The following is a 13,136-nucleotide window of genomic DNA, read 5'->3' on the forward strand; positions in this document are numbered from 1 at the left end:
GCCGGCGGCCGTGGCGCGGCTGCACGGTCCGTGCTCGCCCGGCGCCGGTTCCCGTGATTTTGGCGCTATCATTCCGGGTTCACCGGGCCGGGGCCCTCAGCGAATTCTCACCGGGCGGCGCACGCGCGCCGCCCGTCATCGAAGCAATCCATGGATGTCATCGTCATAGGCGGCGGAATCAGCGGCGTCGCCACCGCCTACCAGTTGCGCGCGGCCGGCCATCGCGTGTGCGTGGTCGAACGTCACGCCACCGTCGCACAGGGTGCGACCTACGGCGACGGCGGCGCGCTGCTGCCGAGCCCGCTCGACGTCTGGTTCGGCCCGACCTTCATGCGCCAGCGCCAGCCGCGCGACAGCGGCATCGTCTACAAGCCGGGCTTCAACGGCGGCGTGCGCCGCTTCGTCAAGCAGCTCGGCACATTGCGCGAACCCGACGCGTTCGCCGCCCAGTACGCGCGGCTGCGCCCGCTGATCGATGCGTCGCGCGACACGCTCGCCGACATCGAGACGCGCCTCGAACTCGAATTCGAACAGAAGCCCGGCATCCTGCACGTGGTGCGCGATCCGCGCGACTGGGAGGCGATGCAGCCCGCACTCGACCTGCTGCGCACGCTCGACCAGCCGTACCGCCTGCTCTCCGCCGACGAATGCGCTGCGCTCGAGCCGTCGGTGCCGGCCGAACCCGGCTTCGCCGGCGGCGTGCTGCTCGAGACCGAACGCACCGGCAATTGCCCGCTGTTCGCGAAACTGGTCAAGCAGACGCTCGACGAGCATGGCGTGCAGTTCCGCTTCGGCGCGGAAGTCGCCGCGATCCGCGCCGACACCGGCCGTGCCGCGGTCGAGCTCGTCCCGCCCGGCGACCGGCGCGCGTCGAACGCACGCGAGGTCGACGTGATTTCCGCCGATGCGATCGTGGTCGCCGCCGGCGCCGGCAGCCTGCCACTGCTCGACCGGCTCGGCTGGCGCCTGCCGCTGCACCCGGTGCGCGTCCATACGCTCACCGCGCCGGTCGCCTATGAAGAACACGCGCCGCACCTGAACGTCATCGATTCGATCAAGCGGATCTCGATCACGCGCACCCACCAGCGGCTGCGCGTCGGCGGCGGCGCCGTGCTGCAGAGCCTGCCCGACACCGCGAAGCCGCTCGCGGAGCCGCTGTCCGAGGCCGCGCTCGCCTTGCTGGGCCAGGCCGTCCACGACTGGGTGCCCGGCGCCGCGCGGATCTCCGCTGCGTTGTCGTGGCAAGGCACGCAGTTGCTGTCACCGGACGGCCTGCCGGTCGTCGGTCCGACCCCGCATTCGCGCGTGTTCGTCAATTTCGGACACGGCCCGGCCGGCTGGGGGCTCGCATGCGGGTCTGCTAAAGTGGTGACCGACTATCTGGGCGGCGACGTGCAGCACTGGCCCGCCGACACGCTCGCCGCGCTGCGCGCCGGGCGCTTCACGACCTGACCGCCGCGGGCCCGTCCCCGGCGGCCTCCTAGCCAGCCGCCACGACCCCGCGATGACCGTCAATACCCGCCCGCTTCCCGATTCCGATCCGATCGCGCTGCTGCGCGTCGCCGACCTGCGCACGGCCGAAACCGACGCCGCGGCAGTGCTGCCGCCGCATACGCTGATGGGTCGCGCCGGCGCCGCCGCCGCGCACTGGCTGTCCGAGCGCATGGCCGGCGACGACCGCCCCGTGTGGTTCGCGGTCGGCCCGGGCAACAACGGCGGCGACGCGCTGGTTGCCGCCGCCCACCTCCAGCAGCTTGGCGTCGCCACGCAAGCGTGGATGCCGGTGCCGGTGAAACCGGACGACGCGCAATGGGCGCTCGGCCTCGCGCGCGCAGCCGGCGTACCGCTGTCCGCCGCACCGCCTGCTTCGCTGGACGGCTTTGCATGGGTCGTCGACGGGCTGTTCGGCATCGGTCTCGGCCGCGCACTCGACGGCGCATTCGCCGAGCAGGCCCGGCGCATCGCCGCGCATGCGCGCAGCGGCGGCCAGGTGCTCGCACTCGATATCCCGAGCGGGCTCGACAGCGATACGGGCCGGATCGTCGGCGCGGGTGCCGCTGTCGCCGCCACCCATACGCTCACCTTCATCGCCGCGAAGCCGGGCCTCTACACCGGCGAGGGTCGTGATCTCGCCGGCGAGATCGACGTCGCATCGCTCGACGTCGCGCCGCCCGCCGCGCCGGCCATCGTGCTGAACGCGCCCGCGCGGTTCGCCGCCGCCCTGCCCCCGCGCGCATTCGCGTCCCACAAGGGCACGTTCGGCAGTCTCGCGGTACTCGGCGGCGACACGGGCATGTGCGGTGCGCCGATCCCGGCCGCCCGCGCCGCGCTGTTCGCCGGTGCCGGCAAGGTGCACGTCGGCTTCCTCGGCGCCGGCGCGCCGCCGTACGACCCGCCGTTTCCCGAACTGATGCTGCATCCGGCTGACGGCCTCGATCTCGGCGCGATGACCGCCATCGCGGCCGGCTGCGGGCTGGGTACGCGCGAGGCCGCGGCGACGCTCGTGCGCGACGTGCTCGCACACGATGCCGCAACGCTGCTCGATGCCGATGCGCTGAACCTCGTCGCGGCACATGCCGATCTCGCGGCCGCCGTCGCTACGCGCGGTACGCGCGGCAATCCGTGCGTGCTGACGCCGCACCCGCTCGAAGCCGCCCGGTTGCTCGGCAGCGACACGGCGACGATCCAGCACGACCGTGTCGCCGCCGCGCAGGCGCTCGCGGCGCGTTATGTAGCGAACGTCGTGCTGAAAGGCTCGGGCACGGTGATTGCGGCGCCGGACGGCCGCGTGACGATCAATCCGACCGGCAATGCGGCGCTCGCCACGGGCGGCACCGGCGACGTGCTCGGCGGACTGATCGGCGCGTTGCTCGCGCAGCGCGTCGCGCCGTACGAAGCGGCGCTCGCGGGCGTCTACCTGCACGGCCTCGCGGCCGACACGCTGACCGCGCACGGCACCGGCCCGGCCGGACTCACGGCCGGCGAACTCGCGCCGATGGTGCGCACGTTGATCAATCGCCTTTTTTACGCGTCGCCGCGCGCCGACACATAAGGCCGCTATACTGACTGCCCCGCCGCACGGCGGGCCCTCTCGTCCGCCGGCCTTCCGATCCCGATGAGCCGGCGCGGCATTCCTCCCGATTCACGCTTCACTCGAACCGCCATGACGCTGAATTCGCTCCCCGCCTGGACTGCCCTTCAATCCCACTTCGAGCAAATCCGCCATGCTCGCCTGCGCGACTGGTTCGCGCCGGAAAACGACCACGCGCCGACGCGTGCCGAACGCTTCACGCTCGCGGGCGGCGGCCTCGCGGCCGATTTCTCGAAGAACCGCATCAATGACGAGACGCTGCGCCTGCTCGTGCAGCTCGCGCGCGACGCGGGCGTCGAAGCGCGCCGCGACGCGATGTTCGCGGGTGAGATCGTCAACCCGACAGAAGGCCGCGCCGCGCTGCACACCGCGCTGCGCGCGACCGATCCGCGAGCGCCGTTCCACGCGCAGATCAGCGCCGAGCGCGCGAAGATGGCGACCTTCGCGCGCGCCGTGCGCAGCGGCACGTGGACGGGCTACACCGGCAAGCGCATCCGCCATGTGATCAACATCGGCATCGGCGGCTCCGATCTCGGGCCGAAGATGGTCGTACATGCTTTGCACTACGTCGCGACGCCCGACATCACCACGCACTTCGTGTCGAACGTCGACGGCGCCGATCTCGCACGCGTGCTCGAACAGGTCGACCCGGAAGAAACGCTCGCGATCATCGTGTCGAAAACCTTCACGACGCTCGAGACGATGACGAACGCGCGCTCGCTGCGCGACTGGTTCATCGCACGCGGCTGCCCCGAGGAAGCGCTCGCGAAGCACTTCGTCGGCGTGTCGGCGAACCCGGCCGAAGTCGTGAAGTTCGGCATCGCCGCGGACAACGTGTTCGAAATGTGGGACTGGGTCGGCGGCCGCTATTCGCTGTGGTCGGCAGTCGGCCTGTCGATCATGATCGCGATCGGCCCCGAGCAGTTCGACGAGCTGCTGGCCGGCGCGAACGACATGGACCGTCATTTCCGCGAAGCGCCGCTCGAGCGCAACCTGCCCGTGCTGCTCGGCCTGATCGGTATCTGGTACCGGAATTTCTTCGGTTCGCAGAGCTATCTCGTCGCACCGTATTCGGAAGCGCTGCACTACCTGCCGTCATACCTGCAGCAGCTCGAAATGGAGAGCAACGGCAAATCCGCGCGCCTGGACGGCACCTTCGTCGACTACCCGACCTCCGCGGTCACGTGGGGCGAGCCGGGCACCAACGGCCAGCACGCGTTCTTCCAGATGCTGCACCAGGGCCCGACGATCGTGCCGATCGACTTCATCGCGGTGCTGACACCCGAGCATCCGCTCGCGAGCCATCATCCGAAGCTGCTGGCGAACTGCTTTGCGCAGAGCGAGGCGCTGATGCTCGGCCGCACGCTCGATGAAGCGCGCAAGGTCGCGGGGCCGGGCAAGGAGGCGCTCGCGCCGCATCTGACGTTCCCCGGCAACCGCCCGACGACGACGCTGCTCGTCGATGCGCTGACGCCGCGCACGCTTGGCGCGCTGATCGCGCTGTACGAACACAAAGTGCTCGTGCAGGCAACGGTGTGGGACATCAATCCGTTCGACCAGTGGGGCGTCGAGCTCGGCAAGATTCTCGGGAAGGTGGTGGAAGCCGACCTGACGGCCGAGTCTGTCGATCCGGCGAAGCACGACTCGTCGACCACCGCGCTGATCGAGCGCGCCCGTGCGGCGCTGAAGCGCTGATGCGCTGAGGTATCGGCGTCATGCAGAGGCCGGCCGCGCAGCCCTGCTTGCGCGACCGGCCGCTCGATTCAGGTGCCGCGCCGCTCCGTGTGCGGCTCGACGATGCGTCCGGCGTCGATCGTCACGGTCGTCGCACAGCGGCGTGCAAGTTCGACATCGTGCGTGACAAGCACGAGCGTGGCGCCATGTGTGCGGTTCAGTTCGAACATCAGGTCGATGACCGCATGGCCCGTGGCTGCATCGAGGCTACCGGTCGGCTCGTCGGCAAACAGGATCGCCGGGCGCGTGACGAATGCGCGCGCAAGCGCGACACGCTGCTGCTCGCCCCCGGACAACAGCTTCGGATAATGCGCGGTGCGCTCGCCGAGACCGACCTGCACGAGCAGCGCCCGGGCACGATCAGCTGCTTCACGCGCGCTGATGCCGCCCTGCAGCTCGAGCGGCAGCATCACGTTCTCGAGCGCCGTGAGGTGCGGCATCAACTGGAACGACTGGAACACGAAGCCGACTGCGCCGTTGCGCAGTGCCGCGCGCGCATCCTCGTCGAGCTGGTCGAGCGCACGACCGAGCAGGCGAACCGTGCCGCTCGTCGCGCTGTCCAACCCGGCAAGCAGGCCGAGCAGCGTCGATTTGCCCGACCCCGACGCGCCGACGATCGCGAGGCTGCTGCCCGGCTGCACGGCGAGCGTGATGCCGTCGAGGATCGTCAGCTCGCCCGTTGCATCGGCGACCCGCTTGCATACGTCATGGACTTCGATGATCGGATCGGTAATCTTGAACATGGACACGACATTTCGCTGGAAAAGACGCGCGGCATTCGCCGCGCTGCTGGGCACCCTGCTCGCGGCTACCGTGCCGGCACGCGCCGCAACGACGCCGGCAGCGACATCGGGCCAGCCCGTGATCGTCGTGCTCGGCGACAGCCTGTCGGCCGAATACGGGCTGCCGCGTGACACCGGCTGGGTAGCATTGCTGCGGCAACGGCTCACGACCGAGCGAATCGATTATAGCGTCGCGAACGCCAGCGTCAGCGGCGACACCACGAGCGGCGGCCGAGCGCGACTGCCCGCGGTGCTGCAGCGGCTCAAGCCGGCGATCGTCGTCGTCGAGCTCGGGTCGAACGATGCGTTGCGCGGCGTGCCGCTCGCAACGACAGAACAGAACCTGCGCGACATCATCGCCGGTGCGCGACAGGCGCGGGCGAAAGTCGTGCTGGTCGGCATGTATGTGCCACCCAATTACGGCCCCGACTACACGCAGAAGTTCCACGCCGTCTATACGCGGCTGTCGAAGGATCTCGGCGTGCCGCTCGTGCCGTTCCTGCTGGCCGGCATCGAGAACAAGCCGGAGTTGTTCCAGGCCGACCAGATGCACCCTGCACAGCAGGCACAAGGCATTCTGCTCGACAACGTCTGGCCGGCGCTGAAACCGCTGCTCGGCAAGCCGCGCGGCTGACGCTGCCGCCCCGCCGGAAAACAAAAAGCCCCGCATCAAGCGGGGCTTTTTGTTGCGCGCGAAACGACGCTCAGTTGTCGCCGTCCTGCGACTGGCTGGCCGTCGAGCCGTACAGCTTCACCTTCGAGCGATCACGCAGCGCGGCGAGATACGCTTCGCCTTCGCTCTGCGCATCGGTCTGCGACATCTGCTGCTGTGCGGCGGCCAGTTGCTGCGGATCGACCGCCGAGCCCGGGATCACCGCGTTCACGCGGTAGATCGCGTAGCCGTCCGCGCCGAGATCGACACCGACATATGCCGGCAGCGTCTTCGCGTCGACCTTGTAGACGGCGCTCAGCGCAGCCGGCGTCAGGCCCTGCGACTGCGTGCGCGAGACTTTCTGCGCAGCCCCGAACCCGTCGACCGACTTCGACTTCTGCAGTTCGGCGAGCTTCGTTGCGCCCGCCTTCTTCGCGAGTTCCGCAGCCTGCTCGGCAACGACCTTCTGGCGCACGACGTCCTTGATCGCGTCGAGCGCGGGCACGGCAGCCGGCTTGTAGTCCGTTACGCGCGCCGAGATCAGCGTGTTGTTGCCGACGTCGATCGCCTGCGTGTTGTTCTGGTTCTTCACTGCGTCGTTCGCGAATACGGCGGCCAGGAACTTCGGATTGTTCAACGGGCTCGTCGGCGGCAGCTGCGGATTCGGCGTCGGCGTGACGGTGGCCGTCTGGATCGTCAGCTTGTACTTGTCCGCGGCCGGCTGCAGCGTCTTCGCCTTTTCGTAGACGGTGGACGTGAAGCCTTCCGCGTTGTCCGTGAACGCCTTCGATGCGTACTGCTGCTTGAGCTCGACTGCGATCTGGTCCTTCACGTCGGCGAACGGCTTGACGGCCGCCGGCTTCACTTCCGTTGCCTTCAGGATGTGGAAGCCCAGATCCGACTGCACGACACCGCTCACGTCGCCCTGCTTGAGCGCGAACGCGGCATCGTCGAACGCCTTGCCGCCCGCCGTCGAGCCACGCGCGATGAAGCCGAGGTCGCCGCCCTTCGCCGCCGACGGTGCGTCCTGCGAGCTCTTCTGCGCGATCTGCGCGAACTGGTCCGGGTGCGCCTTCACGTCGGCCAGCAGCTGCTCGGCCTTCGTCTTCGCTGCAGCCTTGTCGGCCGCGCTTGCGCTGCCCGGCGCGGCGATGAAGATGTGGCTCACGCGCACCTGTGCCTCGGTGCGGAAGTGCGTCGGGTTGTCGTCGTAGAACTTCTTGATGTCCGCATCGGTCGGCTGCGCGCTCGCGGCGGCTGCGGCCGGCGAATAGACGAGGTACTGGATCGTCGCGGTCTCCGGCGTCGCGAAGCTCTGCTTGTGCGCGTCATAGTACGCGGCGAGCTGCGCGTCGGTTGGCTGGACCTTCGCGGCGAAGTCGCTCGTCTTCAGCACGAGCGCCTGCACTTCGCGCTGCTGCGCGGCGAGTTCGGACAGGCGTTGCGCGAGGCTCTTCGGCGTGAATGCAGTCGACACGATGCTGGCGGGGATCTGATCCAGCGCGAGGCTGTAGCGCACCCGTTCTTGGAATTGCTCCGGCGTCATCCCTTGGAATGACAGCAATTGCGCATAACGTTCGACGTCAATCGTGCCGTCGGGTTTCTTCGCCGCTGCGACCAACGGCGTGCTCATCAGCGCGTCGCGCACGGCGTTGTCGGATGCGGTCAGATGCAGACGTTGGGTCTCGTCGGCCAGCACGCGTTGCTGGATCAGGCCATCGAGCACCTGCTTGCGGTGCTCGGGCGTATCGAACATCTTGATGTCGAACTGCCCGCCGAGCGCCTGACGCGCCTGGTCGATCTGCTGGCGGAACGCGCCGTCGAATTCGACCCGCGTGATCTTGTGCCCGTTGACTGCCGCGACGTTCGCGCTATCGTCGAAGAAACCGCGGAAGCCTTGGATCCCGACGAAACCCAGCCCCGGCAACACGATCAGGAGCAGGAGCGCCATCATCAGGCGCTGGTGATTACGGAAGAAATCGAGCATGCGTGACGGGAAAATTGGACAAAACGTCCGATATTACAACATACGGGGTGGGACGGGAGAAAAGCAGACGCACTGCGGGCAAGTACGGCGGAGCAAACAGGCGCATAAAACGAAAATGTCCGCACAAGGCGGGCACTTTCGTTTGTTTGGCGGAGCGGGACGGGACTCGCCTGCATCCTGCGGGCCGCGGATGCGCGTGCACGCGCATCCCTTCGAGTCCCGCCGGAAGCCGCGCAAGCTTCCTTCACTCCGCAGTCACGCGCCCGCTGGCGGGCGCAACCGGAAACGCAAATGAAAAAGCCCGCACGAGGCGGGCTTCTTCATTTTCTGGCGGAGCGGACGGGACTCGCCTACATCCTGCAGGCCGCGGATGCGCGTGCACGCGCATCCCTTCGAGTCCCGCCGGAAGCTGCGCAGGCAGCTTCCTCCACTCCGCAGTCACGCGCCCGCCAGCGGGCGCAACCGAAAACGCAAATGAAAAAGCCCGCGCGAGGCGGGCTTCTTCATTTTCTGGCGGAGCGGACGGGACTCGAACCCGCGACCCCCGGCGTGACAGGCCGGTATTCTAACCGACTGAACTACCGCTCCTTGGTCTGGCTGAATCAGGAAACTGGTGGGTGCTGAGGGGTTCGAACCCCCGACCTACGCCTTGTAAGGGCGCCGCTCTACCAGCTGAGCTAAGCACCCGTTTCCGATTCGTTCTGGCTGCGATCTGCGTTTCGGCATCAACAACCAGCGAGCCCGCAAGTTTAATTCATCCCCGATCATTTTGCAAAGCCCTGACGCGAATTTTTTAAACGTTCACGCACACGATTCGGCGACGCATAAAAAAAACCCGCGGCTATGCCGCGGGTTTCGTGAACAACCGTCAGGAACGACGGTGTCCGGATGCTCAGTGCTTGACGAATTCCGTCGAGCCGGCGTCCTTCGCCGCATCGGCGACCGGTGCCGCCGCCTTCGCCTCTTCTTCCGGCGGCAGCGGGGTCGGCGAACGCTCGAGCGCGAGTTCCAGCACCTTGTCGATCCAGCGGACCGGCACGATCTCGATCGCGTTCTTCACGTTGTCCGGAATCTCGGCGAGATCCTTCACGTTCTCTTCGGGGATCAGCACGAGCTTGATGCCACCGCGATGCGCGGCGAGCAGCTTCTCCTTCAGACCACCGATCGGCAGGACTTCACCACGCAGCGTGATTTCGCCCGTCATCGCGACATCGGCACGCACGGGGATACCCGTCAGCACCGACACCAGCGCGGTCGTCATCGCACCGCCGGCGGACGGACCGTCCTTCGGCGTCGCGCCTTCCGGCACGTGAATGTGGATGTCCTGCTTCTCGAACGCTTCGTCCTTGATGCCGAGACGACGCGAGCGCGAGCGCACGACCGAACGTGCCGCCTCGACCGACTCCTTCATCACGTCGCCGAGCGAACCCGTACGGATCACGTTGCCCTTGCCAGGCATCACCGCGGCTTCGATCGTCAGCAGATCGCCACCGACTTCCGTCCACGCGAGGCCCGTCACCTGACCGACCTGGTTTTCCTTCGCCGCGAGGCCGAAGTCGTACTTGCGTACGCCGAGGAACGTATCGAGGTTTTCGCCGTCGACCTTGATCGCGCCCGATGCCTTCTTCAGCAGCAGCATCTTCACGACCTTGCGGCAGATCTTCGACACTTCCCGCTCGAGCGAACGCACACCGGCTTCGCGCGTGTAGTAGCGGATGATGTCGCGGATCGCCTGCTCGGTGACCTCGATCTCGCCTTCCTTCAGCCCGTTGTTCTTCTTCTGCTTCGGCAGCAGGTAACGCTGGGCGATGCTGACCTTCTCGTCTTCCGTGTAACCCGACAGGCGGATCACTTCCATCCGGTCGAGCAGCGGCGGCGGGATGTTCAGCGAGTTCGACGTCGCGACGAACATCACGTCCGACAGGTCGAAGTCGACTTCGATGTAGTGGTCGGCGAACGTGTGGTTCTGTTCCGGATCGAGCACTTCGAGCAGCGCCGACGACGGATCGCCGCGGAAATCCATGCCCATCTTGTCGACTTCGTCGAGCAGGAAGAGCGGATTGCGCACGCCGACCTTCGTGAGGCTCTGCAGGATCTTGCCCGGCATCGAACCGATGTACGTACGACGGTGGCCACGGATCTCGGCTTCGTCACGCACGCCGCCGAGCGCCATCCGGACGAACTTGCGGTTCGTCGCGCGGGCGATCGACTGGCCGAGCGAGGTCTTGCCGACGCCCGGGGGCCCGACGAGGCACAGGATCGGCGCCTTCACCTTGTCGACGCGCTGTTGCACCGCGAGATACTCGAGGATGCGTTCCTTCACCTTCTCGAGGCCGAAGTGATCCTCGTCGAGCACCTGCTCGGCGTTCGACAGGTCGTTGTTGACCTTGCTCTTCTTGCGCCACGGCAGGCCGATCAGCGTGTCGATGTAGTTGCGCACGACGGTCGCTTCCGCCGACATCGGCGACATCAGCTTCAGCTTCTTCAGCTCGGCGTCAGCCTTCTTCTTGGCTTCCTTCGGCATGCGCGCGGCGTTGATGCGCTTCTCGAGTTCCTCGAGATCCGCACCTTCCTCGCCTTCGCCCAGTTCCTTCTGGATCGCCTTGACCTGTTCGTTCAGGTAGTACTCGCGCTGGCTCTTTTCCATCTGGCGCTTCACGCGCCCGCGGATGCGCTTTTCGACCTGCAGGTTGTCGATCTCGGCTTCGAGCTGCGCGAGCAGGTGCTCGAGGCGCTCGATGACCGGGAACATCTCGAGGATGTGCTGCTTCTGGTCGAGCTTCAGCGGCAGGCGCTCGGCGATCATGTCGGCGAGGCGGCCTGCTTCGTCGATACCCGACAGCGATGTGAGGATCTCCGGCGGGATCTTCTTGTTCAGCTTCACGTACTGGTCGAACTGCGACACGATCGCGCGGCGCAGCGCTTCCGTTTCAGCGCTGTCGGCGTGATCGGGCTCGAGCGGCATCACGTCGCAGGAGAATTGCGTTTCCTGCTCTTCGATCGACAACGCCTTCGCGCGCTGCAGGCCCTCGACGAGCACCTTCACGGTGCCGTCCGGCAGCTTCAGCATCTGCAGGATGTTGGCGATACAACCGACCTCGTACATGTCCTTTTCGGTCGGTTCGTCCTTGGCCGCGGTCTTCTGGGCGACGAGCATGATGTGCTTGCCGCCTTCCATCGCTGCTTCGAGGGCCTTGATCGATTTCGGCCGGCCCACGAAGAGCGGAATCACCATGTGCGGGAAAACGACGACATCCCGCAGCGGCAGCAGCGGGAGCGTGATGCGTTCCGGCGGGAGAAGTTGGGTGCCTGACATTTCATTTCCCCATGAGTGGAATCAATTGTTCGGTAATTGAGGCCGCCACAACGAATTGCAAGCCTTCAAGTGCGGGAAATATTCGGTAAGAAAGTAACCACCGCGTGTCGAGTCAGAGTTACCCACAAGATAAACGAAAAAAAGCCGCCCACGGTCTCATGAACGGCCTTTTTCGCAGAACATCGTCGGCAAGCCGGTCAGTTCGAACCCGCCACCTTCGGCGTGTCCTCGTAGATCAGCAAAGGCTTGCCGTCGCCATCGATGACGTTCTCGTCGATGATGACCTTGCTGACCCCTTTCATCGTCGGCAGCTCGTACATCACGTCGAGCAACGCCTGTTCGATGATCGAACGCAAACCGCGCGCGCCGGTCTTGCGGCGGATCGCCTTGCGGGCGACTGCCTGCAGTGCGCCCGGCCGGATTTCCAGCTCGACGCGCTCCATCGCGAACAGCTTGTGATATTGCTTGACGAGCGCGTTCTTCGGCTCGACCAGGATCTTCATCAGCGCGGCTTCATCGAGCTTGCCGAGCGTCGCGACCACCGGCAGGCGGCCGATCAATTCGGGGATCAGACCGAATTTGATCAGGTCTTCCGGTTCCGTTTCGCGCAGCACTTCGCCCGCGTCGCGTTCCTGCTTGCTCTTGACCGTCGCGCCGAAGCCGATGCCGGTTTTCTCGGTACGGTCGGTGATCACCTTTTCGAGACCGTCGAATGCACCGCCGCAGATGAACAGGATGTTGGTCGTATCGACCTGGATGAAATCCTGGTTCGGGTGCTTGCGGCCACCCTGCGGCGGCACCGACGCCATCGTGCCCTCGACGAGCTTCAGCAGCGCCTGCTGGACGCCCTCGCCCGACACGTCGCGCGTGATCGACGGGTTGTCCGACTTGCGGCTGATCTTGTCGATTTCGTCGATGTAGACGATCCCGCGCTGGGCCTTGTCGACCTCGTAGTTGCAGTTCTGCAACAGCTTCTGAATGATGTTCTCGACGTCCTCGCCGACGTAGCCGGCTTCGGTCAGCGTCGTCGCATCGGCGATCACGAACGGCACGTTGAGCAACCGCGCGAGCGTCTGCGCGAGCAGCGTCTTGCCGGAGCCCGTCGGGCCGATCAGCAGGATGTTGCTCTTCGACAGTTCGACGTCGTCCTTCTTGTCGAGATGCTTCAGGCGCTTGTAGTGGTTGTACACGGCCACCGCGAGGATCTTCTTCGCGCGCTCCTGGCCGATCACGTACTGATCGAGGATGTCGCGGATTTCCTGCGGGCTCGGGAGATCCGACCGGGACAGGCTGGCCTCGACGCCGGCGGCAGCCGCCTCGTCGCGAATGATTTCGTTGCAGAGGTCGATGCATTCATCGCAGATGAACACCGACGGACCCGCGATGAGTTTTTTCACCTCATGCTGGCTCTTTCCGCAAAACGAGCAATACAACAGCTTCTCGCTGTTCGAACCTTTTTTGTCCGCCATGAATGTAGAGCCTCCGGACAGGTAGATGACATGATACGCCGAATGCCCCGACTGCCGCGCCTAGGGCGCGACCGGAGCCGGCTGGATGCGCTTGCCGCAGATGCT

The 13,136-nt window shown here is 66.2% G+C and carries 8 protein-coding genes and 2 tRNA genes; 4 read left to right on the forward strand and 6 right to left on the reverse strand.

The genetic code is table 11. The features are described 5' to 3' along the window. Positions 1–150 precede the first annotated feature (150 nt). From LXE91_RS15465 to pgi, 3 genes are all read left to right on the forward strand, one after another. On the forward strand, positions 151–1,452 hold the full coding sequence (locus tag LXE91_RS15465; protein ID WP_039367142.1) for an FAD-dependent oxidoreductase: 1,302 nt from the start codon (positions 151–153) through the stop codon (positions 1,450–1,452). A gap of 52 nt (positions 1,453–1,504) precedes the next feature. Next, positions 1,505–3,052: an NAD(P)H-hydrate dehydratase gene (locus LXE91_RS15470; protein ID WP_278068098.1), complete on the forward strand. Its 1,548-nt coding sequence runs from the start codon at positions 1,505–1,507 to the stop codon at positions 3,050–3,052. Between the two features lie 111 nt (positions 3,053–3,163). Next, positions 3,164–4,786: a glucose-6-phosphate isomerase gene (pgi, locus tag LXE91_RS15475; protein WP_039367149.1), complete on the forward strand. Its 1,623-nt coding sequence runs from the start codon at positions 3,164–3,166 to the stop codon at positions 4,784–4,786. A 68-nt stretch (positions 4,787–4,854) separates the two neighbouring features. Here pgi and LXE91_RS15480 read toward each other — a convergent pair whose 3' ends face one another. After that, on the reverse strand, positions 4,855–5,568 hold the full coding sequence (locus LXE91_RS15480; protein WP_039367152.1) for an ABC transporter ATP-binding protein: 714 nt from the start codon (positions 5,566–5,568) through the stop codon (positions 4,855–4,857). On the opposite strand from LXE91_RS15480, the gene LXE91_RS15485 reads away from it, so the two are divergent. Beyond that, positions 5,567–6,241: an arylesterase gene (locus LXE91_RS15485; protein ID WP_039367155.1), complete on the forward strand. Its 675-nt coding sequence runs from the start codon at positions 5,567–5,569 to the stop codon at positions 6,239–6,241. The genes LXE91_RS15480 and LXE91_RS15485 overlap by 2 nt on opposite strands. Before the next feature lie 70 nt (positions 6,242–6,311). Here LXE91_RS15485 and LXE91_RS15490 read toward each other — a convergent pair whose 3' ends face one another. The 5 genes from LXE91_RS15490 to clpX form a co-directional block, all read right to left on the reverse strand. Continuing rightward, a complete protein-coding gene (locus LXE91_RS15490) occupies positions 6,312–8,246 on the reverse strand; it encodes a SurA N-terminal domain-containing protein (protein WP_039367158.1) in 1,935 nt (644 codons plus the stop codon). A gap of 511 nt (positions 8,247–8,757) precedes the next feature. Then, positions 8,758–8,834: transfer RNA gene (locus LXE91_RS15495), tRNA-Asp, on the reverse strand. 23 nt (positions 8,835–8,857) lie between these two features. After that, a tRNA-Val gene (locus LXE91_RS15500) sits at positions 8,858–8,933 on the reverse strand. Positions 8,934–9,138: 205 nt separating this feature from the next. Then, positions 9,139–11,562: an endopeptidase La gene (lon, locus tag LXE91_RS15505; protein ID WP_278068099.1), complete on the reverse strand. Its 2,424-nt coding sequence runs from the start codon at positions 11,560–11,562 to the stop codon at positions 9,139–9,141. 197 nt (positions 11,563–11,759) lie between these two features. Further along, a complete protein-coding gene (clpX, locus tag LXE91_RS15510; RefSeq protein WP_006489345.1) occupies positions 11,760–13,031 on the reverse strand; it encodes an ATP-dependent Clp protease ATP-binding subunit ClpX in 1,272 nt (423 codons plus the stop codon). Positions 13,032–13,136: the final 105 nt, after the last annotated feature.

The organism is Burkholderia contaminans, from assembly GCF_029633825.1.
GTDB classification, from domain to species: Bacteria; Pseudomonadota; Gammaproteobacteria; order Burkholderiales; family Burkholderiaceae; genus Burkholderia; species Burkholderia contaminans.

Bases quoted from the DNA above. Each gene is read 5' to 3' on its own strand.
- LXE91_RS15465 (WP_039367142.1), top strand. From the start codon at position 151: ATGGATGTCATCGTCATAGGCGGCGGAATCAGCGGCGTCGCCACCGCC.
- LXE91_RS15470 (WP_278068098.1), top strand. From the start codon at position 1,505: ATGACCGTCAATACCCGCCCGCTTCCCGATTCCGATCCGATCGCGCTG.
- pgi (WP_039367149.1), top strand. From the start codon at position 3,164: ATGACGCTGAATTCGCTCCCCGCCTGGACTGCCCTTCAATCCCACTTC.
- LXE91_RS15485 (WP_039367155.1), top strand. From the start codon at position 5,567: ATGGACACGACATTTCGCTGGAAAAGACGCGCGGCATTCGCCGCGCTG.
- LXE91_RS15480 (WP_039367152.1), bottom strand. From the start codon at position 5,568: ATGTTCAAGATTACCGATCCGATCATCGAAGTCCATGACGTATGCAAG.
- LXE91_RS15490 (WP_039367158.1), bottom strand. From the start codon at position 8,246: ATGCTCGATTTCTTCCGTAATCACCAGCGCCTGATGATGGCGCTCCTG.
- lon (WP_278068099.1), bottom strand. From the start codon at position 11,562: ATGTCAGGCACCCAACTTCTCCCGCCGGAACGCATCACGCTCCCGCTG.
- clpX (WP_006489345.1), bottom strand. From the start codon at position 13,031: ATGGCGGACAAAAAAGGTTCGAACAGCGAGAAGCTGTTGTATTGCTCG.